The sequence below is a fragment of the Actinomadura sp. 6N118 genome (assembly GCF_044326415.1).
Lineage (GTDB): Bacteria > Actinomycetota > Actinomycetes > Streptosporangiales > Streptosporangiaceae > Spirillospora.
In genome coordinates, this window is sequence record NZ_JBIRAZ010000006.1 from 525,851 (window position 1) to 547,371 (window position 21,521).

21 protein-coding genes and 1 tRNA gene are annotated in these 21,521 nt (G+C 68.9%); 12 read left to right on the top strand and 10 right to left on the bottom strand.

Translation table 11 applies throughout. The features are described from left to right. Window positions 1-6 precede the first annotated feature (6 nt). The 6 genes from ACH34W_RS18825 to ACH34W_RS18850 form a co-directional block, all read right to left on the bottom strand. Window positions 7-960: a hypothetical protein gene (locus tag ACH34W_RS18825; protein ID WP_395962201.1), complete on the bottom strand. Its 954-nt coding sequence runs from the start codon at window positions 958-960 to the stop codon at window positions 7-9. Further along, the gene (locus ACH34W_RS18830; RefSeq protein ID WP_395962202.1) at window positions 957-1,445 is read right to left on the bottom strand and encodes a hypothetical protein; all 489 of its coding nucleotides are present in this window, start codon (window positions 1,443-1,445) and stop codon (window positions 957-959) included. The genes ACH34W_RS18825 and ACH34W_RS18830 overlap by 4 nt, the downstream gene beginning before the upstream one ends. Before the next feature lie 3 nt (window positions 1,446-1,448). Further along, window positions 1,449-2,672, bottom strand: a complete 1,224-nt coding sequence (locus ACH34W_RS18835) for a macrolide family glycosyltransferase (protein WP_395962203.1) — start codon at window positions 2,670-2,672, stop codon at window positions 1,449-1,451. Then, window positions 2,669-3,736: a patatin-like phospholipase family protein gene (locus ACH34W_RS18840; protein WP_395962204.1), complete on the bottom strand. Its 1,068-nt coding sequence runs from the start codon at window positions 3,734-3,736 to the stop codon at window positions 2,669-2,671. Before ACH34W_RS18840 ends, ACH34W_RS18835 begins: the two co-directional genes overlap by 4 nt. Window positions 3,737-3,852: 116 nt before the next feature. Beyond that, a complete protein-coding gene (locus ACH34W_RS18845) occupies window positions 3,853-4,221 on the bottom strand; it encodes a dihydrofolate reductase family protein (RefSeq protein WP_395962205.1) in 369 nt (122 codons plus the stop codon). A gap of 416 nt (window positions 4,222-4,637) precedes the next feature. Further along, window positions 4,638-4,710: transfer RNA gene (locus ACH34W_RS18850), tRNA-Lys, on the bottom strand. 113 nt (window positions 4,711-4,823) lie between these two features. Here ACH34W_RS18850 and ACH34W_RS18855 point away from each other — a divergent pair. From ACH34W_RS18855 to ACH34W_RS18865, 3 genes are all read left to right on the top strand, one after another. After that, a complete protein-coding gene (locus ACH34W_RS18855; RefSeq protein ID WP_395962206.1) occupies window positions 4,824-5,438 on the top strand; it encodes a GNAT family N-acetyltransferase in 615 nt (204 codons plus the stop codon). Between the two features lie 40 nt (window positions 5,439-5,478). After that, window positions 5,479-6,510: a DNA topoisomerase IB gene (locus ACH34W_RS18860; RefSeq protein WP_395962207.1), complete on the top strand. Its 1,032-nt coding sequence runs from the start codon at window positions 5,479-5,481 to the stop codon at window positions 6,508-6,510. A gap of 494 nt (window positions 6,511-7,004) precedes the next feature. Continuing rightward, entirely contained in the window at window positions 7,005-7,184 is a 180-nt protein-coding gene (locus tag ACH34W_RS18865) for a hypothetical protein (RefSeq protein ID WP_395962208.1), read from the top strand. A 554-nt stretch (window positions 7,185-7,738) separates the two neighbouring features. On the opposite strand, the gene ACH34W_RS18870 is transcribed toward ACH34W_RS18865, so the two are convergent. The 3 genes from ACH34W_RS18870 to ACH34W_RS18880 are packed head-to-tail and all read right to left on the bottom strand — an operon-like array spanning window position 7,739 to window position 10,941. After that, window positions 7,739-9,244 carry a tripartite tricarboxylate transporter permease gene (locus ACH34W_RS18870; RefSeq protein ID WP_395962209.1) on the bottom strand — a complete coding sequence of 502 codons (1,506 nt, stop codon included), beginning with the start codon at window positions 9,242-9,244 and terminating at the stop codon, window positions 7,739-7,741. A 12-nt stretch (window positions 9,245-9,256) separates the two neighbouring features. After that, window positions 9,257-9,928 carry a tripartite tricarboxylate transporter TctB family protein gene (locus tag ACH34W_RS18875; protein WP_395962210.1) on the bottom strand — a complete coding sequence of 224 codons (672 nt, stop codon included), beginning with the start codon at window positions 9,926-9,928 and terminating at the stop codon, window positions 9,257-9,259. Continuing rightward, window positions 9,928-10,941, bottom strand: coding sequence for a Bug family tripartite tricarboxylate transporter substrate binding protein (locus ACH34W_RS18880; RefSeq protein WP_395962211.1), 1,014 nt, complete (start codon window positions 10,939-10,941; stop codon window positions 9,928-9,930). The genes ACH34W_RS18875 and ACH34W_RS18880 overlap by 1 nt, the downstream gene beginning before the upstream one ends. 224 nt (window positions 10,942-11,165) lie before the next feature. On the opposite strand from ACH34W_RS18880, the gene ACH34W_RS18885 reads away from it, so the two are divergent. Together ACH34W_RS18885 and ACH34W_RS18890 are read left to right on the top strand one after the other, a co-directional pair. Next, the gene (locus tag ACH34W_RS18885; RefSeq protein ID WP_395962212.1) at window positions 11,166-12,002 is read left to right on the top strand and encodes an IclR family transcriptional regulator; all 837 of its coding nucleotides are present in this window, start codon (window positions 11,166-11,168) and stop codon (window positions 12,000-12,002) included. Window positions 12,003-12,095: 93 nt separating this feature from the next. Further along, the gene (locus ACH34W_RS18890; protein WP_395962213.1) at window positions 12,096-13,229 is read left to right on the top strand and encodes a mandelate racemase/muconate lactonizing enzyme family protein; all 1,134 of its coding nucleotides are present in this window, start codon (window positions 12,096-12,098) and stop codon (window positions 13,227-13,229) included. Window positions 13,230-13,250: 21 nt separating this feature from the next. On the opposite strand, the gene ACH34W_RS18895 is transcribed toward ACH34W_RS18890, so the two are convergent. Continuing rightward, the gene (locus tag ACH34W_RS18895; RefSeq protein ID WP_395962214.1) at window positions 13,251-13,388 is read right to left on the bottom strand and encodes a hypothetical protein; all 138 of its coding nucleotides are present in this window, start codon (window positions 13,386-13,388) and stop codon (window positions 13,251-13,253) included. A 249-nt stretch (window positions 13,389-13,637) separates the two neighbouring features. On the opposite strand from ACH34W_RS18895, the gene ACH34W_RS18900 reads away from it, so the two are divergent. The 7 genes from ACH34W_RS18900 to ACH34W_RS18930 all read left to right on the top strand — a co-directional run bounded on the left by ACH34W_RS18900 (window position 13,638) and on the right by ACH34W_RS18930 (window position 21,504). After that, window positions 13,638-14,399, top strand: coding sequence for a DeoR/GlpR family DNA-binding transcription regulator (locus tag ACH34W_RS18900; RefSeq protein ID WP_395962215.1), 762 nt, complete (start codon window positions 13,638-13,640; stop codon window positions 14,397-14,399). Further along, window positions 14,396-15,766, top strand: coding sequence for a 6-phospho-beta-glucosidase (locus ACH34W_RS18905; protein ID WP_395962216.1), 1,371 nt, complete (start codon window positions 14,396-14,398; stop codon window positions 15,764-15,766). Before ACH34W_RS18900 ends, ACH34W_RS18905 begins: the two co-directional genes overlap by 4 nt. 22 nt (window positions 15,767-15,788) lie before the next feature. Beyond that, window positions 15,789-16,931 carry a glycoside hydrolase family 76 protein gene (locus tag ACH34W_RS18910; protein WP_395962217.1) on the top strand — a complete coding sequence of 381 codons (1,143 nt, stop codon included), beginning with the start codon at window positions 15,789-15,791 and terminating at the stop codon, window positions 16,929-16,931. 66 nt (window positions 16,932-16,997) lie between these two features. Further along, window positions 16,998-18,248, top strand: coding sequence for a carbohydrate kinase family protein (locus ACH34W_RS18915; protein WP_395962218.1), 1,251 nt, complete (start codon window positions 16,998-17,000; stop codon window positions 18,246-18,248). A gap of 34 nt (window positions 18,249-18,282) precedes the next feature. After that, window positions 18,283-19,641, top strand: a complete 1,359-nt coding sequence (locus ACH34W_RS18920) for an extracellular solute-binding protein (protein WP_395962219.1) — start codon at window positions 18,283-18,285, stop codon at window positions 19,639-19,641. A 97-nt stretch (window positions 19,642-19,738) separates the two neighbouring features. Further along, window positions 19,739-20,713: a carbohydrate ABC transporter permease gene (locus ACH34W_RS18925; protein WP_395962220.1), complete on the top strand. Its 975-nt coding sequence runs from the start codon at window positions 19,739-19,741 to the stop codon at window positions 20,711-20,713. Then, window positions 20,710-21,504 carry a carbohydrate ABC transporter permease gene (locus tag ACH34W_RS18930; protein ID WP_395962221.1) on the top strand — a complete coding sequence of 265 codons (795 nt, stop codon included), beginning with the start codon at window positions 20,710-20,712 and terminating at the stop codon, window positions 21,502-21,504. The genes ACH34W_RS18925 and ACH34W_RS18930 overlap by 4 nt, the downstream gene beginning before the upstream one ends. Window positions 21,505-21,521: the final 17 nt, after the last annotated feature.

A 21,521-nucleotide genomic window follows, 5' to 3' on the forward strand; every position in this document is an offset into this window, starting at 1 on the left:
CGGGTGTCACAGGGCGGGACGGTCTCGGCCCGCCACGCCGGGAGACGGCCCGCCACCGCGCTGGGCACGGATGAGCGCGATCACGGTGTCGGTGGTGTGGTCGAGGTGGCTGCGGCCATCGGGCAGCCACGCCTTCGGGCTGATGTAGCTGCGCCGCCCGAGGTGGGTGGCCGGATCGAGCCGGTGCACGGTGATCTTTCCGGCGCGGTGCGCCCGGTTCCATCCGCTGCGGTGGAACAGCCGCCAGCGCTGAGGGAAGATCCAGGTGCCGACCCGCTCGATCCGGTCTCCGGCGCTGGTGAGCTGATGCAGGTGTTCGGCGCGGGAGAGATCGTTGGCGCCGTTGTGAAACCCGCCGATGGTGATCAGCAGGAGCGGGGCACGCAGCCGGGTGTGCAGTTCCTCGACCGCGCCGGTGGCGACCTGGGCGCCACCGCTGTAGCTGAGCAGCACCACGGGTATGCCACTGTCGGGCCGGTAACCGGCGTGCCGCAACTGGTCGGCGATCTGGGCGCCCACGGCGCGGTTGTACAGGGGGCGGTACCGGTGGTCGGCGGCGACAAAGATCTGCATGACGTTGTGCAGGAAGAGCAAGAGCCCGATGTGGTGGCGGAGCCACGCCCATACGGGCCTGTTGAGGAGCGGGGCGGCCAGCGGAGAGTAGGGCTGCACCTGACCCAGCACCCGCAGCTCAGGGGCTCCGGCGATCAGGGCCTTGACCAGCTGGCCCCCATCGCGGGTGTCGCGGGGCTGGCGTTTCCCGATGCCGTCCAGATAGACCACGTAGGCGTCGGGAGGACGGTCGGGGTCCGCGCCTCGGGCGTAGGGCATGTCCTGCGGGAGTTCGCCGGTGGGGGTCCGCCAGCCGGCGGTGTAGACCATCACCTCGTAGCGGGCGAGCAGGGCTTCGGCGAGCAGGACCGCACCGAGCACCAGGAGGGTCAGCGGGAGCCAGCTCATGTGAACGGCTCCCGTGCACCGGTGGCGAGGATTCTTGCGAACAGGCGCCGGACGGCATCGACGACGGCGGCGAGCCCGACTCCGGCGATGGCCACGCATCCCGCGGCCGCCCACCAGTTCAGCCCCGTCGCCGCGGTGAGCGGGGTGACCAGGCTGGCCCCGACCCCCAGGAGGAGCAGAAGGTGCAGCAGGGGACCGAGCAATGGGAAGGCGAGGATGGCGGCGAGAAGCAGCGGGGCGATCAGGCCGGGTGTCCAGGTCAGTGCGGGGCCTGCCGGCGGAGCGGGCAGCATCAGTCCGGCAAGGGTCCATGTGGCCAGTGGCCACAGCGCGATGATGACGCTCTCGACCGTGGTTCCGATCAGCAGCAGCCCGACCACAATGGGCGGCGACATGCCGGACCGGCGGGACACGAGGGGGAGGATCCGCCCAGCGGCCTCGGACAGCCCGGCGAACAGCACCATGACGGCGACGACGGGTGACATCGGTCAGCGCTCCTTGGGCGGCGCCGCCGGGGCCGGCCGACCGTCCCGGCGGTCCCGGTGCAGGTAGCGCTCGAGTTCGTCGGCAGCGCGCAGATAGCCGCCGGCCTCGCGCTGGACGATCTGCAAGGTGGCCGCCGCGTCTCGGAAGTGCGGCTCGTTGAGCAGCCGACGGGCGAGGGAGTTCACGGATTTCGCGGTGGCGTCCTGGACACGGATCGACAGGCCGGCGCCGAGCTCGGCGACCCGCCGGGCCACCAGCGGCTGATCGGCGCCGTGCGGGACCACCAGCATCGGAACCCCGGCGTGGGTGGCTTCGCTGACGCTGTTCATCCCGCCGTGAGTGACGAACATCGCGGCGCGGGCCAGTACCTCTGGTTGCGGTACGAAGCGGCGAGCGAGCACGTTGGCCGGCAGCGGACCCAGCGCGGCCGGATCGATAGGTCCGGTGGAGAGGACCACGGTGCCGCCCAGTGGGGCGAGCGCGGTGGCGAAGGCGCGCAGCAACCGCGGGCCGGAATTGATCACCGTGCCCAGGGAGGCGTACAGCACCGGGGCCTTCAGGCGGTCGGCCGGAAACGACGGATCGGGTGGACGGGCCCCGAGGCTTGGGCCGACGAACCGGTACGACTGGTCGAAGGCGTCGGCGCCGGGCTGGAACGCGCGCGAGGTGTAGACCAGGTTGAGCGGCTGCTGAACGTTCACCAAGTCCAGCAGCGGTAGTCCACGGGTGTCGTAGCGGCGATGCAGCGTCCACTGCGACCGCAGGTAACTCTGAAGATTGCGAGGCCGGGCCGCCGCTGCGGCGAGCAGCTCCCACGAGGCGCGGGTGGGGCTGGGCACATCCCCGTTGAACGCGAACGTGGTGAACGACGAGGCCGCCGGCACCTGGAGCTCGCGGGCGGCGACCGCACCCCATGGGCAGGCGGAGCCGTGGACGATCAGGTCGGGCCGGGCGCGACGCAGATCGGACAGCACGGCGGGCAGCACGCCGACGGCGGTGCGCGCGAGCCCGTCCAGCATCGTGACCGGTATCGGCGGATCGGGGAGCGGCTGGTCACCCCCGAGGTAGAGGCACACGGTCGCACCGGTGGCCTTGATCTCCTTCGAGAACGCGGGCGAAGCGTGATAGGTGACGGAGTGGCCACGACGAACGAGCTCGGCCACGACCGGCAGCGTCGGATTGATGTGCCCGTGCATGGCGGTGTTGAGGAACGCGATGGTGCTCACGAGCCGACCTCTGATACGGAGCCGGTCCGTGCCTCGCCCAGGCCGGTCGGCGGCACAGGCGGACCGCCGGCCCGGTACAGGCCGGGTCCGCTGATGCGCAGCCGGTCGAGAAAGCGCCCTGCCGCCAGGTAGGCGGTATCGATCAGCCGCTGGGAATGGCCGAAGTCCCACGGCGCGGGCCAGGTATCGACCCCGGTCGGCAGCACGACGGTCGGAACCCGCTGGGACACCTCGTTCAGGTCGCGCTCGATCTGATGATGGAGCAGCAGCAGCCCGGCCCTGACGGCGACCGCGCCCGCCCGCCGCGGTGGGACGGGCGGGCGCAATGACCACGAATCCGGCCCGGTCGACAACACCACGATGCTGGCCGCCCCGGCCTGCAAGGCCGCCAATACCGGGACGTAGGCGATCACCCCGCCGTCGATGAGCGTCCGGCCCTCCCGGACCACCGGGGGCAGGACTCCCGGAATGGCCGCGCTGGCCAGCAGCGCGGACTCCAGATCTCCGCGGTCGAGCAGCACCTGAGCGCCGGTGACCAGATCCGTGGCCACCGCGGTGAACGGAATCTCCAGCTGTTCGATCCGCGACGGCAGTTCGGCCCGAGCGATCAGCCGGCGCAGGCCCCGATCGGCGAAGACGCCGGCCCGCGAGGTCAGAAAGCCGAACGGAAACACCTCACGACGGCGCAGCTTGGTCCACACACCCTCCAGCCACGGGGCGGCCGTACCGGGGTGGGCGGCCGCGATCGCTCCGTTGAGCGCGCCCACCGAAGTCCCAATGATCATGTCCGGGACGAACCCGCGCTGCTCCAACGCACACCCGACACCACAATGCACAGCCCCGTACACACCCCCGGCACCCACCACCACCGCCACGGGACGGGGAAGGCCGCCCAAGCCCACCGATTTCGGTCCCTCGGCCGACCGCCCCGATGACGAGGGATGCTTCCCCTCATCACCTGACATGGCTAGACGCTTCTCATGACCCCGACCACCAGGCGAGCCGCTCTCGCCAGAGCCACTGAGAACCGCGGAGGCCGATCCTCGACGACGCGTGCACCTCATGGTCACCCTCTCCCACAGCACGGGATCGTGTTCTCTCCCCGGCTATGACCGGGTGACCACCGAATCTGTGACAGCCGTAGAGAAGGCCGCCGCCTATGGCTCGATCGCCTTCGCGGTCACCGGCGCTTGGCGGTGAACGTAAGGTGGGTGACGTCACTGGGCGTGGAGACCGCCTCGATGTCGTATGCCTCCTCCAGCGACTCCAGGCCGTCCCAGAGCCGGACACCGCGGCCGAGCAGGATCGGGACCTGAACCACGTGCATGCGATCGACCAGGCCCTTGGTGAGGAAGTCGCGTACCACCGAGGGCCCGCCCCCAAGGCGCACGTCCTGGCCACCGGCCGCCTCGCGGGCCTGTCGAGCGCCTGGTGGCGGCCGGGCTGGTGAAACGGCGAGGGCGAATGCGCACCGATTCCACCTCCGTGGACGCAACCGCCGTCGGCAGAGGCGGCAAGCGGCGCCCAGAGGGGGAACGACGCTTCCCATCGCCGATCAGCAACTTGCTTTCCCAGCCCTATGTGCGGGACCTCACGGCGGCCTCGACGGGCGATGCCGTGTCGTCACCACCGAACACGCAGGGACAGCGACGGAGCGGACTGCAGTTGTTGCCGGATTCTCCGGCGTGAGAATGCTGCGTGGAGTCCCCGGTACGAACTGGCAGATCCGTGCCACATGGGTACCACGAGCCCCAGGACATACAAGTCAGCGACCGAATCTCGTTCTCGGACGCCATCCTCCGGGCTGATGTCACTCAGAGTGACCGGCCTCGGCGGGGCGTTGGGGTCATGGTCGTGTCTCGGCTCGGCACGACGAGCGAACATCGAGCGAACATGGTGTTTGGATCGATCCAAAACGGCCGGAAACACTCTCGGATCTGGCGAGAATGTGCTGGTCAGGCGGGGTGCGCCGTCAGGGACTTGAACCCCGAACCCGCGGATTAAGAGTCCGCTGCTCTGCCAATTGAGCTAACGGCGCGTGTCGCGTGCGGCGACCCCGAAAGGTTACCAGGCGGGGGAGGGTGGATCGTCCGTTGTCGGGAGCGGGTGAGACGATGCGGGGGGCTTCCAGCGGACGAAAGGACCTACCTCGTGACGGCGGAATCGACGGTCAGGAGGCTCTCGGCGGACGATGCCAAGGTGGTCGCGGGCGTGCTGGCCCGGGCGTTCGACGACGATCCGGTTTGGCAGTGGATCATCCCCGAGGCGGACGGGCGGGTGCGCCGGCTGGCGCTGGTCTTTGAGCTCATCACGCGGAAGGTCCACCAGCCGCGGGGCGGGTGCGAGCTCGCCGGGCGGGGGCCTGCGGAGATCGAGGCGGCGGCGTTGTGGGATCCGCCCGGCGAATGGAAGGTGCCGCTGAGTGCTCAACTCGGGCAGCTGGTGCCGCTGGCGCGGGCGTTCGGGCTCCGGTTGCCGGCGGCGCTGCGGGCCTTGGGCGCGATCGAAAGGCTCCATCCGACGGAGCCCCACTGGTATCTCGCCGTGCTCGGCACCGATCCGGACGCTCAGGGCAACGGGCTGGGCGGGTCACTGCTGAGGTCCCGGCTGGAACGCTGCGATGCCGAACGGCTGCCCGCATATCTGGAGTCGTCCAAAGAGAGCAACGTGCCGTACTACGAGCAGTTCGGGTTCCGGGTGACCGACCGGTTCGTCCCACCTGGGGGTTGCCCGCCGGTCTGGCGGATGTGGCGCCCACAAGGCTGAGCCTCCGGGATGAACATCATCATGCGGGTAAGACACCGGCATGCGGCTCAGGCACATCGATCCGGAGAGTCCCGGCATCCGTCGCCGGCGCCATGGCCGTGGATTCCAGTACCTCGGCCCGGACGGCGCCCCGCTGCGCGACCCGGACGAGCTCGCAAGGATCAAAGATCTGACGATCCCGCCAGCCTGGAACGACGTTTGGATTTGCCCCTCGCCCTCAGGGCACCTGCAGGCCGTGGGGATTGATTCGGAAGGGCGTCGGCAATATCTCTATCACGAAGAATGGCGAAGGCAGCGGGACGCTGAAAAACATGAGCGCGTTCTGGAGTTCGCGGCCGTTCTCCCGGGAATCAGAGAAACTCTGACCGAGCACCTGGACACGCGTGGATATACGCGAGAACGTGTGCTGGCGGCCGCCGTTCGTCTGATTGACCTGGGCTTCTTCCGGCCGGGCGGACGGGAGTATGCCGAGGAGAACGGCACGTACGGGCTGGCCACGATCCTGCGAGAGCACGTTCATTGCGGCCGGAACCAGGTGACGTTCGAGTATGTCGCCAAAGGATCCAAAGAACGCGAACAAATCGTTGCCGAAGAGAACGTGTGCACCGTTGTACGTGGACTGAAACGCCGTAAGGACGACGGCCCAGAACTCCTCGCCCACAGATCAGGACGTGGATGGCGGAGCGTTCAGGCCGAGGACATCAACGAATACCTGCGCGAGATATCAGGCGGCGACTTCACGGCCAAGGACTTCCGCACCTGGCACGCCACCGTCCTCGCCGCCGTCGGCCTCGCCGTCTCGGTCGAGCCCGATCCCGCCGCCGCGGCCCGCCGCCGCGCGGTCAGCCGCGTCGTCCAGGAGGTCGCCGAGTACCTGGGCAACACCCCAGCCGTCGCCCGCGCCTCGTACATCGACCCCCACATCATCGAGCTGTACGAGGACGGCGTCACGATCAACTCCGCCCTCGGCCGCCTGGGCGAGGGCGTCGGCCCCGGTGAGCTGGCCACACAGGGCGAAACCGAAGACGCCGTCCGCCGCCTCCTCGTCAGCGCCAAGAAAAGTGGCAAATGATGTGAATTGAGATGTTTGCTCGCCATGGGGCGGGTAGCGATCCCGGCAACGGCCGCTCCTCCGCAGGCCGTATGGGGTGGGAGTGGAGCGACCGGAACGGGCGATGCTGGGGGGTATCCAGCCCGTTCCGGTCGCTCTCATATCTCCAAATTGCCGAGGCCCTTCGCCGAACCGGTCCGGAGACACGTCCGCGATGCGCCCCCACACGCCCAGTCGGGCTTGTTTTGCGCCGTGTACGCCGAGACCGTGATTGCCCGGCCGATAACCCACCGGAAGCAGCACGGAGCTGCAGCTCAAGGAAACTTTGCTCAAGCTGTCACAGACCGCGAGGCTGTTTTGTCTTAGCTGGGGAAGGCAGTGCCCGACCCGGCGGGCAGGAGGCCTACGGCGGCCCTGGCTGGTGTGGCCGGTAGAGCTGATCAGAGGTGGCCGATGGCGCGCCGTTGGCGGCACTTCATGGAACCTGACACCTAGGCGAAGGGCCGGTGAGAGCGATGGAGGTCCCGAAGCAGCACGTGGTTCACATACTCCGGCAAGCGGGACTGCCGTACGTGGCCGACGAGGCGCAGCGAGTGCTGCCCGACCCGGTCAAGTACGACCGCGCGGAGAGGTTTCTCGCCCAGTACGGCATCACCAAGGACGGGCTGATCAGCCGACGTGGAGGCAGCCCGTGACCCGGTAACGAGTCAACAGTGACACCAAGCGGCGATCGGGAGCCGATTCGCCGCTCAACATGCTGGGCAACGCGGGGGGTCACGTCCTGCGGGGTGCGCCGTCAGGGACTTGAACCCCGAACCTGCGGATTACCTGCGGATTAAGAGTCCGCTGAGCCCGCTGCACCCGGGGGCTTGGTCGAGGGCGCAGTGCAGGACCAGTTCGCCTGCTCGATCGGCACTGGGCGAGCCTGGGGTGGGGCGTGGCCGTTATCGGCAAGCACGAGATATGGCTTGCCTCGACTGGTCAGGGCATTGTCAAATTCATGTGACCGTGCGCGATCTCCGCCCGCAGCATGGGAGCGATCGTGACGAACGACCAGTCCGGCGGTTCGCGCCTCGGCCGGCTCCGGATCCGCCTCGCGGCCGCCGTCGCCGCGATAGGTGCGGGGGCCAGCGCCTTTGCCGCGATCGCCGGTCCCGGCGGTGAACCGCGACACAAGAGTCAGTCGACACGAGAGTCGGTCGACAGGAGAGTCGGTCGATACCGGAGTTGCGCGGGTAGCCCGTGTGGTTCAGAGGAGGGCGGGTTCCTTGGTCGTCCGCCGTTTGTGCAGTGCGCGCAGGGGCGGGAGGACGGCGACGATCAGGATGACGGCCAGCAGGCTCGCGGCGATCGGCTCGGTCAGGAAGCCGGTGAGATCGCCGTCGAAGGCGCGCATGGAGCGCCGGAATGAGGCTTCCAGAATGCCTCCGAGCACGAACGCGAGGACCAGGGGCCCGGGCTCGAAACCGACCTTCTTCATGAGGTAGCCCACCGCGCCGAGCCCGATGACGAGGAACATGTCGAAGACGTTGGTGCGCACGGTGTAGACGCCGATCATCGTGACGAGGATCGTCAGCGACGCCAGGATCGCGGGCCGGACCCGCAGCACGCGGACGAAGATGCCGATCAGCGGCAGGCTCATCGCGAGCAGCAGCAGGTTGCCGATGTACATGGAGTTGACCACGCCCCAGAACAGGTCGGGGTTCTCCTTCACCAGCAGCGGCCCCGGGGTGATGCCCTGCAGCATCAGCGCGCCGAACATGACGGCCATCGTCGCGTTGGCCGGGATTCCCAGGGAGAGCAGAGGGATGAACGAGGATGTGGCGGCGGCGTTGTTGGCGGTCTCGGGTCCCGCGACTCCCTGGATCGCGCCCTTTCCGAATTCCTCCGGTTTCTTGGTGACCTTCTTCTCCACGGCATAGGCCACCATCGAGGACATCGTGGCGCCGCCGCCGGGCAGGATGCCCAGCAGGAAACCGATCACCGAACCGCGGGAGATCGCCCCTCTGGACTCGCGCAGATCAGTGCGGGAGGGGTACACCGAGCCGACGGCCTTGGCCCGCCCGCTCCGGCGGCGCAGGGATTCGAGATTGTGCAGGATCTCGGCGACCCCGAACAACCCCATGGCGACGATCACGAAGTCGATCCCGTCGAGCAGCTCGTCGCTGCCGAAGGCCAGCCGGGCGGTGCCCTGCAGCGGGTCCTGGCCGACGGTCGCCAGGAGCAGGCCCACCGTGGCCATCAGCAGGCTCTTGGGCACCGACCCGGTGCCCAGCGTCGAGATCATCAGGACGCCGAGCAGGGCCAGCATGGTGTATTCGGCGGGCCCGAAGTCCAGCGCGACCTCGGCGACCAGCGGCGCGACCAGGGTCAGCGCGATGATCGCGACGGTGCCGCCGAGGAAGGAGCCGATCGCTGAGATGCCCAGCGCCGCCCCGCCCCGGCCGCGCTTGGCCATCTCGTGGCCGTCGAGCGCGGTCACCACGCTGGAGGCCTCGCCGGGCAGGCGCAGCAGCACCGAGGTGATCGTGCCGCCGTACTGGGCGCCGTAGAAGATCCCGGCCAGCATGATGATCGCCGCGGTCGGCTCGATGTTGTAGGTGATCGGCAGCAGCACGGCGATGGTGGCCGCGGGCCCGAGACCGGGCAGGACGCCCACGAGCATGCCGAGGGTGACCCCCAGCAGGCAGTAGAGCAGGTTCGCGGGCGTGAAGGCGACCCCGAACCCATCGATCACCGGGGAGAGGAAGTTCATGGTCGGGCTTCCTTAGAAGTGCGCGAGATGGGGCAGCGACACCCCGAGCGCCGTGATGAACAGCAGGTACACGGCCACGGTGGCGGTGAGCGAGAGCGCGACGGTGACCCGCCACGACTCGCGTCCCAGCACCTTGAGCCACAGCACCAGCAGCGCCACCGTGGGGATCTCGAATCCGACGCGTTCGAACAGCAGGGCGTACCCGGCGAGGGAGAGGACGGCGACGACCACGATGAGCGCGTCGCCGGTGATCTTCTCCTCCGTGCCGGTCGGCCGTGAACGGAGCACCTGCACCGCGGCGAGCACGACCATGGCCACGCTCACCACGAGCGGCCACAGCCCGGGCCCCGGGTCGGCGAGGTCGCCGACTCCCAGCCGCCAGGACAGCACCACCGCGATCGCGCCGATCACGAGCGGCACCAGCCCCGCGACCACGTTCTGCCGACGCGCGTAGGAGGCGCTCGGCCGAACGGGCCCGTCCTCGTCCCCCTCTTCGTCCGCGACGTCGGCCCGCGCGAGTCCCTCGTCCTGCGGCGCGGGTGCGCTGGGTGCGCCGGGTGCGACGGGGTCGCTGGGTGCGATCGGTGCTCGTGGTGCGCCGGATTCACCAGGTGGGCCCGGTGGCCCCGGTGGGTCGGGTGCCTCGGGTTTGCCGGTTTCGCCGGATGCGCCGGGTTCGCCCATCACTGCGCCGCGAGGTCGATGCCGAGCGTCTTGGTCATGGCCGCGAAGTCGTCACGGCTCTTGGTGAGCTGCTTGCCGACCTCGGTGCCGTCCACTTCCCAGCGGCCGATGTAGCTCTGCTTCAGCATCTGCCCGTACTCGCTGGAGGCCACCGCCTTGTCGATCGCGCTGGCCAGCTTGTCGCGCACGTCGGCGGGCAGCCCGGCGGGCGCCGCGACGAACCGGCGCTGGTCGACGACGATCGCGTGCCCGGACTCGGTGGCGGTCGGCACGTTCGGCAGGGCCTCGACCCGCTTGGTCGCGAACACCACGAGCGGCCGCAGCTTGCCGGCCTCGATGTGCTTGACGACCTCGGCGACATGCATCGCGCCGACATCGACCTTGCTGCCGAGGACCGCGGTCACCAGCGGGCCGCCGCCGTCGAACGGGATCGCGGTCGAGCGCACCTTCGCCTTGCCGAACAGCAGGGCCTGGGAGAGCTGGCTGCCGGTGCCGGCGCCGGTGGTGCCGTACCGGACCCGCTGGTTCCCAAGCAGGTCCTTGAGGCTCTTGACCTTCGAGTTCGCGGGCACGGTGAGCACGTAGTCCTCCACGCTCAGGCCCTTGACGAACGTCATGTCCTCCAGCTTGATCGCGTCGGGGTCCTTGACGACCAGGGGCCCCACCGCGAACAGGGACTGCGGCATCACCGCGACCCGGTGGCCGTCGGGCTTGCTGGAGAAGACGTCCTTGCCCGCGATCTTGCCGTTGGCGCCCGGCTTGTTGACCACGACGGCCTGGCCGCCGAGCGGCTTCTCGATGCTCTTGACCAGGGCTCGCGTGATCAGGTCCGTGCTGCCGCCGGGCTCGGTGGGGACGGTGAACTCCACGGCGCGGCTCGGGTATTTCCCCCCGCCGTCGTCGGAACCGCCGCCCTGCACTGAGCAGGCGGACGCGGCGGCCAGGACCAGCGCCGTGCCGGCCGTCAGGAACGCGCCGGCATGGCCGTGAGCTCTCCTCGGCAGAACCTTCATCAGTCCTCCAAATCCTTGTTCACCAGCGGGGTAGGGGTGGTCTGCTGACGTCCACGAGGTCGACTCCTTTACTCAGCAGTGCGTCGAGCACGTCGAGAATGTACGGTTAATCTGTCTCCATATGTGGACGGACTGCTGAGTATGAGGATCGTTGCTCAGATCTGGTATCATTGTCAATGGACTGAACGGTTAATCGACGTGCGAAGAGACGTGAACGGGGTGCGATGACCCGACCTTCCGAGGCCGCCGGCGCCGTGCGTCACACCGCTGAGGCGGCGAAGCCGGGCGTACGGGGAGTGAAGTCCGCAGCGCGGGCCGTGGACCTGCTCGAAGTCCTCGCATCCCGGCAAAACCGGCCGGCCCGCCTCCGGGAGCTCAGTGAGGCCCTTGAAGCGCCCAGGAGCAGCGTCCACGCGCTGCTCCGCACGCTCGCCGAGCGCGGCTGGGTCCGCACCGACCCGACCGGCACCCTCTACAGCGTCGGCATCAGGGCCCTGCTGGCCGGCACCACCTACCTCGACACCGACCCCTACCTGCGGATCGCCCAGCCGCATATCAACGATCTCGGGGCGGAATTGAACGAGACGATCCACTTCGGCCGCCTGGACCGGACGGACATCGTCTACCTCGCCACCAGGGAGTCCTCCCGGTACATCCGCCCGTTCAGCCGGGTCGGCCGCCGGCTCCCGGCCTACAGCACCGCGCTGGGCAAGTCCCTGCTGGCCGAACGCCTCGACTCCGGTGTGGACGCCCACGTGCCACGCCGGCTCACCCCGCTGACCCCCAACACCCTCACCGACTTCGACGCGCTGGTCCGCGACCTGGAACGGACCCGCGAGCGCGGTCACGCCATCGACGACGAGGAGAACTACGCGGGCATCAGGTGCTTCGGCCTGGCGCTGCGCTACACGCACCTGCCGATGGACGCGATCAGCTGCTCGGTGCCCGTCGCGGGCCTCGACGAGACCCGGCAGCAGGAGATCATCGAGGCGATGGAGCGGACCAGGCTGGCCATCGAGCGGATGGCGCCGGTCGACCCCTCCGCCGCCGTCGATGGCTGAGGCGGGATCGCGGGAGTGGGCGCGGGTTCCACAGCGCTGCTGCGAACGAAACTCCCCGCCCACATCCTGCACCTACCAGCGACAGGAGCTTTGGTGACCACCACCGACACCATCACCTGGATCCGTCTCTCCTCCGTCCGCCTGCCGCTGGCCACGCCGATCAGTGATGCCAAGGTGCTGACCGGCCGTCAGAAGCCGATGACCGAGGTGGCCATGCTCTTCGCCGAGATCGCGACGGCCGGCGGACACGAGGGCCTCGGCTTCGGATACTCCAAGCGGGCCGGCGGCCCCGGCCAGTACGCGCACGCCAGGGAGATCGCCCCCGAGCTCCTCGGCGAAGACCCCAACGACATCGCCCGCATCTGGGACAAACTCGTCTGGGCTGGGGCTTCCGTCGGCCGGAGTGGACTGGCGACCCAGGCGATCGCGGCCATCGACATCGCCCTGTGGGACCTCAAGGCCAAACGAGCCGGCCTGCCGCTGGCCAAACTGCTGGGTGCCCACCGCGATTCCGTACGGTGCTACAACACCTCCGGCGGGTTCCTGCACACTCCCATCGACGAGGTCATCGCCAACGCGACGGCCTCGCTGGAACGTGGTATCGGCGGCATCAAGCTCAAGGTCGGCCACCCCGACTCGCGGGTGGACCTGTCCCGGGTCAAGGCCGTCCGCGAAAAGGTCGGCGAGCACGTCCCGCTGATGGTCGACGCGAACCAGCAATGGGACCGGGCCACCGCACAACGCCTCGGCCGGGAACTCGAACAGTTCCACCTGGTGTGGATCGAGGAACCGCTCGACGCCTACGACCACGCCGGCCATGCGGCGCTGGCGGCCTCCCTCGACACCCCGATCGCCACCGGCGAGATGCTCACCAGCGTCGCCGAACACGCCGAACTCATCCGCGCGGGCGCCGCCGACATCCTCCAGCCGGACGCGCCCCGGATCGGTGGCATCACCCCGTTCCTGCGCCTGGCCGCGCTCGCCGACCACCACCGCCTCCAGCTCGCCCCCCATTTCGCGATGGAGATCCACCTGCATCTGGCGGCCTGCTACCCGCAGGAACCGTGGGTCGAGCACTTCGAGTGGCTGGAGCCGCTGTTCAACGAACGTCTCGAAATACGCGACGGCCGGATGATCGTGCCCGGCCGCCCCGGTCTCGGCATCACGCTGAGCGATCAGGCCGCCGCCTGGACCGTGGACCACTGCGAATTCGGCGCCAGAACCTGAGCCGTCAGGCCGGATCAGCCGTCAGGCCGGATCAGCCCGGTTCCGAGATCGATGAACTGAGTGATCCCCCGACTCCACGGCGAACCGCACGGCCCGTCCGAGAAAGGCGGGATTCTCCCATGCCGCCCGCGGCACGTCCGGACCCGCGTCCGTCGCCACCTTCGCCGCTTCGCGGTCGACCGCGAAGTTGTCCTTGCCGCGAGTTGACGATGTGCTCTGACCTGAGAAGGGGCGCCGTCAGGGGCGCGAAGTCCGGCCCGCTCGTGGACATGATCGTTGATTGACGACACAGCCTGACTGGCGGACACCCTGACCGAGTTCTTGCACGTCAGTCGGCTGGCTGACAGAGTTCGAGCAGTTTTGTCCCGACTAGTGACTGAAGTTACGCATGGGTGTTACGTTCCACGCGTGACCTCAAGCAAGCGACGTGCGCACATCATGTCCTCGGTGCGTACCAAGGGAGCGGCGTCGGTCCGGGAGCTGGCCGAGAGCCTCCAGGTGAGCGAGTCCACGATCCGCCGTGATCTGGACGTGCTGGATCGCAACGGCGAGCTCGTGCGCACGTACGGTGGGGCGGCTCAGTCGCCGCAGTTGTCGGTTTCCGAGATCCCCTTCGGGGCGTCGGCGGAGCAGGACCCCGCGGGTAAGGAGGCGGTGGCCGAGCGTGCCGCCGCGATGGTCGAGGACGACATGGTGGTCGTGCTGGATATCGGCACCAGCACCCGGCTGATCGCCCGGCGGCTGCGCGGCCGGCCCATCACCGTCATCACCGCCAATCTCGCCGTCTTCGACGAGCTGCGTGACGACGACGCCGTCCGGGTGTGCCTGCTCGGCGGTGTCGTGCGGCGCAACTACCTCTCGCTCGTCGGGTCGCTCACGGAGACGGCGCTTCGCCAGGTCAGCGCGGACCTGGTGTTCCTCAGCTGCACCGGCGTCCGGCCGAACGGCCATGTCGTGGACGACATGGAGGTCGAGACGCAGATCAAACGGGCGATGATCGAGGCCTCCGACCGGGTGGTGCTGGTCGCTTCCAAGGCGAAGTTCCCCGGTACCGGATCGTTGCGGGTCTGCTCGCTGGACCAGATCGACACGCTGGTCACCACGCCCGGTGCCGATCCCCAGACTCTCGAGCTCTGCCGGCAGGCGGGCGGGAAGGTGTTCATCGCATGAAACTGGCCATTCTCGGCGGTGGCGGGTTCCGGGTGCCGTACGTGTACCAGGCCTTGCTGCACGACCAGGGCTCTCCGCGCATCGAGGAGGTCTGGCTGCAGGATTCCGACGCCGGACGCCTGGAGGCCATGGCCATGGTCCTCGCGACGTTCGCCGAGGGGGTTCCGGAGTCGCCAAGGGTCCACATCTCCACCGAGCTGGACAAGGCGCTGGAGGGGGCGGACTTCGTGTTCGCGGCCATCCGGGTCGGCGGGCTCGCCGGGCGGGTGTGCGATGAGCGGGTCGCCCTGGACCTGAACGTGCTGGGCCAGGAGACCACCGGTCCCGGCGGCCTGGCATACGGGCTGCGCACGATCCCGGTCATGGTCGACATCGCGCGCCGGGTGAAGGAGCTGGCGCCGGACGCCTATGTCATCAACTTCACCAACCCCGCCGGCATGATCACCGAGGCGATGCAGGGGGTGCTCGGCGACCGGGTGCTCGGCATCTGCGACACCCCGTCCGGGCTCGGCATGCGGGTCGCCGCGGCGCTCGGCCTGGACCCCGGACGCGTCCAGCTCGACTACGTCGGGCTCAACCACCTCGGCTGGATGCGGCGCATCCTGCACGACGGCGTGGACGTCATGCCCGGCCTGCTCGCCGACGACGACCTGCTCGGCGGGCTGGAGGAGGGCGTGGTGTTCGGCCGTGACTGGCTGCGCGACCTCGGGACGATCCCCAACGAGTACCTGTACTACTACTACTTCAACCGTGAAGCGGTGCGCGCCACGTTGGACGTCCCTCAGACCCGCGGAGAGTTCCTGCTCAAGCAGCAGGCCGCGTTCTATGAGCGGATCGCCGAGGCATCGGGTGACGCCGCCATGGAGCTGTGGCGCGAGACGGTCACCTCCCGCAGCGCCAGCTACATGGCCGAGATGAAGGGCGCCGGGACCGGCGAGGTCCTCGACGGCCACGCCGGGGTCGACCCCGTGGACCAGGGGTACGCGGGGGTCGCGCTGAACGTGATGAACGCGATCAGCCGCAACGAGCACGCCACCATGATCCTCAACGTGCGGAACGGCTCGACCGTGACCGCGCTGCCGCCGGACGCGGTGGTCGAGGTCCCGGTCATGGTGGACGTGCACGGCGTCCACCCGCTGTCCCTCACACAGCCCGATCTGCATCAGACGGGGCTGATGCAGCAGGTCAAGGCCGTGGAACGACTGACCATCAACGCCGCACTCACCGGCTCGCGGGCCGACGCCGCCAAGGCGTTCGCGCTGCATCCGCTGGTCGACTCCGTACCGATCGGGCGGCGGTTGCTGGACGGCTACATCGACCGCATCCCCGAGGTGGCGGCCGTCTTCGCGGCCGACCGTCGGTTGTGATCCCCCGACAGGAGCGTCAGGAATGACCAGACAGCCATCGAGTGCCCGCAGAATCGCGAGTGCCCGCAGAATCGCGAGCGTGCTCGCCGGAGCGGTGGTGATGGCGCTGCTCGTGGGCGTCCTTCCTGCCCATGCCGCGCCGGGCGGCCAGGCCCGTCCGCGCGCCCGGGCGACCGCGGCCGTGGACGCGATGATGAAGTTCTACGACCCTGCCTCGGGACGCTGGGATCCGGAGGCGCCGTGGTGGCAGTCGGGGAACGCGCTGCAGGCCCTGCTCGACTACATGTCCAAAACCGGCTCGACCCGCTACATGCCCCAGGTGAAGAACACCATCAAGGAGCAGCGCAAGCCGCTGCCGTGGTGGCCGGAGGGCGGCGGCGAGTTCCGGGCGGACTCCACCGACGACACGGGGTGGTGGGCCCTCGCCATGATCCGGATGTACGACCTCACGCGGGACAGGCAGTACCTCGACATCGCCAAGACCGGCGCGGAGTACATCCACAAGTACTGGGACGACACGTGCGGCGGCGGCGTCTGGTGGGACATCCCCAACAAGTCCTACAAGAACGCCATCAGCCTGGAGCTCCATTTCAAGCTGCTCGCGTCCCTGCACAATCGTGTCCCCGGTGACCGCACCTACCTGGAACGTGCCAAGCAGGCCTGGCGATGGTTCGCCGGCAGCGGCATGATCAATAGCGCGGGCCTGGTCAACGACGGCCTGCAGACCCAGAGCGGGAGCTGCGCCAGCAACCACGGCACGACCTGGACCTACAACCAGGGTGTCGTTCTCGGCGGGCTCGCCGAGCTGTACAAGGCGACCGGTGACCGCGGCCTGCTGACCTCCGCGCGCCGCATCGCCGACGCCGTGATCGCGAGCCCGGAGCTGTCGCCGAAGGGCATCCTCACCGAGCCCTGCGAGCCCGCCGGCACCTGCAACTCCGATCAGGCCGCGTTCAAGGGGATCTTCGCCCGCAACCTCGACGAGCTGGACCGGGTCGTGCCCGGCCACCCGTACCGCGGTTACCTGCGCACCCAGGCCGATTCCCTGTACGCCCACGGGCGCGACGGCCAGAACCAGTACGGGCTGAGCTGGAAGGGCCCGTTCGACCGCGCCGACATCTCCCGCCAGGACTCCGCGGTGTCGCTTTTCGTCGCCGTCCTCTGACCCGCCGGCGATCCCGTAGACCGAACAGACCTTCACGTCATCACCGACGGCCCGTGCGGAGGCGCCATGACAGCAGAGACCCTGAACGAGGCACGGGCCGCGGCTTCCGGTGAGCCGCCCGCGCCGTCGCTGACCGATCCGTGCGCCGAGCGCGGGCTGGTCGGCGACCGGCTGCGGCAGGCCCAGGACGCCGGTGACCCCGGCGCGGTCCCCGACCTGGACGTCTTCCTGACCGGCCAGGTCTTCATGGACATGATCTTCACCGGCCTGCCGGGGCTGCCGCCGCCCGGCACCGAACTGTTCACCGACGGGCTCGGCTCGGCACCGGGCGGTATCGCCAACATCGCGGTGGCGATGAGCCGGCTCGGCCTGCGCGTCGGCCTGGCCGCGCCGTTCGGGGACGACCTCTTCGGTTCGTACCTGTGGCGGACGCTCGCCGAGCAGGAGGGCGTTGAACTCGGCCAGTCCCGGCGGGTGACGGGCTGGGCCACACCGGTCACGGTGTCGCTGGCCTACGACTCCGACCGCAGCATGGTCACCTACGCCCGGCCCCTGCCGGACCTCGGCGTGAGCGCCGAGGCCACCGCACCCGAAGCCACCGCACCCGAAGCCACCGCACCCGAAGCCACCGCGGAGGATGGTGACATGCGGGGCTTGGTCGGCTCCTCGCCGCCATCGGCGCGGGCGTGCTTCGTCGACATCGAACGGCCGGTGCCCGGCTGGGCGAAGGAGATGCGGCGCGCGGGCACCACGGTGTTCGCCGACCTCGGCTGGGATGCGACCGAGACCTGGTCGAGCGAGGTCCTGGACCGGCTGGAGCACGTGGATGTGTTCATGCCGAACGCTGTGGAGGCCATGGCCTACACCCGTACGGACTCGCCCGAGAAGGCCGCCCGCGCGCTGTCGGAGCGGGTCCCGATCGTGGTGGTCAAGCGCGGCGGGGACGGTGCCATCGCCATCGACTCGACCACGGGCGAGGTCGCCGAGACCGACGCGTTGCCGGTCGAGGTGCTCGACGCCACCGGCGCGGGCGACGTGTTCGCCGCCGGGTTCATCTTCGGAACACTCGCCGGGCTGCCGCTGGCAGAACGGCTGAGGTTCGCCAACCTGTGCGCGGGCCTGTCGGTCCGGCACCGCAGCGGCTCGCTCGGGGCGCCCTGCTGGGCGGAGATCGCGGCGTTCGGTGAGTCGGGTGAGGTGCCCGACTCCGTGCTTGAGGGCTACTCGTTCGTCGTCCCCTTCATCCCCGACTCGACGACCGAGGACGTTGTCCGGGCCGGGCCCACGTTGCGGGCCGACCTGGAGCAGCCCTCCTGATCCCCCCATCCGTACGCAGAAGGAGCCGCTGGAGATGCCGAAACCAATGAGACGAGGGGCGACCGCGGCGGTCGCGGCCCTCGTGACCGTCCTCGCCGCCGCCTGTGCCCCGGGCTCGTCGAACGACAAGCCTGACAGCAAGGTGCCGGCGGCCGTCAGCACCGACGTCGCCAAGGCCGGAAACGTCACGCTCACCGTCTGGGACCAGGAGGTTCAGGGCGGGGCGAAGGAGCAGATCGAGAAGCTCAACGACCAGTTCGAGGCCAAGTACCCGAACGTGAAGATCAACCGGGTGTCCCGGTCGTTCACCGACCTGCAGAAGACGCTGCGGCTCGCGCTTTCGGGCAACAATCCACCCGACGTGGTGGAGGCCAACCAGGGCTACGCGTCGATGGCGCAGTTCGTCAAGGCGGGGATGTTGCTGCCGCTGGACTCTTACGACGCGGTGTACGGGTGGAAGAAGCGCTACCCCAAGGGCCTGATGGATCTCAACAGCGTCACCAAGGACGGCAAGCTCATCGGGTCCGGCAACCTGTACGGGGTCTCGCTGAACGGTGAGATCGTTGGCCTGTACTACAACAAGGAGAAGCTGGCGAAGCTGGGCATCCAGCCGCCCAAGACCTGGGCGGAGTTCGACCAGGCGCTCGCTACGGCCAAGAGCAAGGGCGAGGTCCCGATCGCGTTCGGGAACGTGGAGAAGCTGCCCGCCATGCAGCTCTACGGGATCCTCCAGGACGGTCAGCTCGACAAGGAGTCCGTCCGCAAGCTGGTGTTCGGCGGCGGCGGGTCGTGGACGGACGCGCCGAACGTCCAGGCGGCGCAGAAGCTGTCCGACTGGGCCAAGAACGGCTACCTCACCAAGGACGCCAACTCCATCAAGTGGGACGACACCCCGGTGAACTTCGCCAAGGGGCAGGGCGTGTTCATGTTCGGCGGCACGTGGTGGGCCCCAGACCTCAACGACCGGATGAAGGACAAGGTCGGCTTCATGCTGCCGCCGCCGTCCCAGGCCGGGACGCCCACGGCGACCATGGGTGGCGAGAGCCTGCCGTGGTCGATCACCGCCAAGTCCAAGCACCCCGATGTCGCCGCGGCCTACATCAACTTCATCACCTCGCCGGAGGCGATGGACGTCGCGGTCGAGACCGGGAGCCTGCCGGTGCTTCAGGCGCCGTCCAAGCAGCCCACCAAGCCGTTGATGAAGGAGGTGTCGACGGCCTGGGCCACGCTCAGTCAAAACGACGGCACCACCCCGTACCTCGACTACGCGACGCCGACCTTCACCGACGAGTTCGGCGGTCCGCTGCAGAAGCTCATCACCGGCAGGGCGACGCCACAGGAAGTCATGCAGGCGGCTCAGGACGACTACGCCGCGTTCAAGAAGAAGAAGTAAGGATCACCCCGTGTCCGTCACCGGGCTCGCGGCCGGCCGGTGACGGACGCGGCAGGTGACGGACACCGGTTGACGACCGATGCAAGGGAGCCCGCACATGACGACTGTCGCGCGGCACAAGACCCCGGAGGCCGGGCGAGGGGTGACAGCCAAGCGCCAGGCGCGATCCCAGGGTGGACGGGAGGGGTCCGGTCCGCCGGGACAGCCCCGCCAGATCGGCTGGCTGTACGTCCTGCCCGCACTGCTGGTGTACGGGGGATTCCTGCTGTGGCCGCTGGTGCGCGGGGCGCAGTTCTCCCTGTTCGAGTGGGACGGTCTCGGCCCGGCGACGTGGGTGGGGATCTCCAACTACACCAGCACGTGGTCGGATCCGGAGCTGCGCGGCGCGTTCGGGCACCTGCTGATCCTGGTGGTGTTCTACGCCGTCCTGCCGTGCTGTATCGCGTTCGTGCTGGTCGCCGCGATGTCGCGCACGAAGATCCGCGGCCTGACGTTCTTCCGCACCGTGCTGTTCCTGCCGCAGGTCATCGCGATGGTGGCGGTGGCCGTGGCGTGGCAGTGGGTGTACTCCGCCGACGGACCGGTCAACACGGTGCTGGGGTGGCTGCACGCGATCGGCCTGCCGGATTGGCGGCACGGCTGGCTGGGCGACTTCACCTTCGCGCTGCCCGCCGTCGGGGTCATCGGCACGTGGGTCGGGATCGGGCTCGCGCTGGTGCTGTTCCTGGCCGGGGTGCAGAAGATCCCGACGGAGCTGTACGAGGCGGCGCGGATCGACGGTGCTGGTCCGGTCCGCGAGTTCTTCACGGTCACGCTGCCGGGGCTGCGGCGTGAGCTCGCGGTGGCGCTGACGCTGACCACGATCATGGCGATCCGCAACTTCGACCTGATCTACATGGCCACCAGCGGCGGTCCGGGCAACTCCACGTCGGTGCCCGCCTACGAGGTCTACAACCGCACGTTCAACACCGGCGAGGTCGGCCTGGGCTGCGCCATCGGCGTGACGCTGGCCGTGCTGGCGTTCGCCGTCACCGCGGGCATCGGCCGCCTGGTGGAAGGGGGAGGCGAATGACCACGCGGGGCGAACGGCTCTTCAACCATGCGCTGCTGGCCGTCTTCGCGGTGATCGCGGTGTTCCCGATGATCGGCATCGTGGCGCAGGCGCTGCAGCTGCCCGATGATCTGGACTTCTCGTCGTTCGGGGTGGCGTGGCGGGAGGGGCACTTCGCCACGTACCTGCGCAACAGCGTGATCGTCACGCTGATCACCGTCGTCGTGGCCACCACCCTGTCGATCATGGCGGGGTACGCGCTGGGCACCATGCGCTTCCGCGGTGCGTCGGTGGTGTTCTTGCTGTTCCTGGCGGGGCTGACGATCCCGACCGAGGCCATCGTCGTGCCGCTGTACTTCGACCTGCGCTCGATGGGGCTCGACAACACCTACGCCGGGCTGATCCTGCCGCAGGTCGCCATGTCGGTCGCGTTCGGAACGTTCTGGATGCGCGCCTACTTCCGCAGCGTGCCGCCCTCGCTGGTGGAGGCGGCGCGGATGGACGGCGCCTCAAGCTGGACGACGTTGTGGCGGGTGCTGGTGCCGATGGGCCGCCCGGCCATCCTCACCATGGTCGTGCTGACCACCATGTGGACCTGGAACGAGTTCCTGCTGCCACTGGTGATCGTCAACTCCGACGAGGCGCTGCGCACCGCGCCGCTCGGCCTGTCGTTCTTCCAGGGTGCGCACAAGACCGACTACTCGCTGCTCATGGCGGGCGCGCTGATCATCGCCGCGCCCATCGTGATCGTCTATGTCTTCCTGCAACGCCAGTTCATCGCAGGAATGCTCTCGGGGGCCATCAAGGAGTAGGGCGTCCGGGGCTCGCA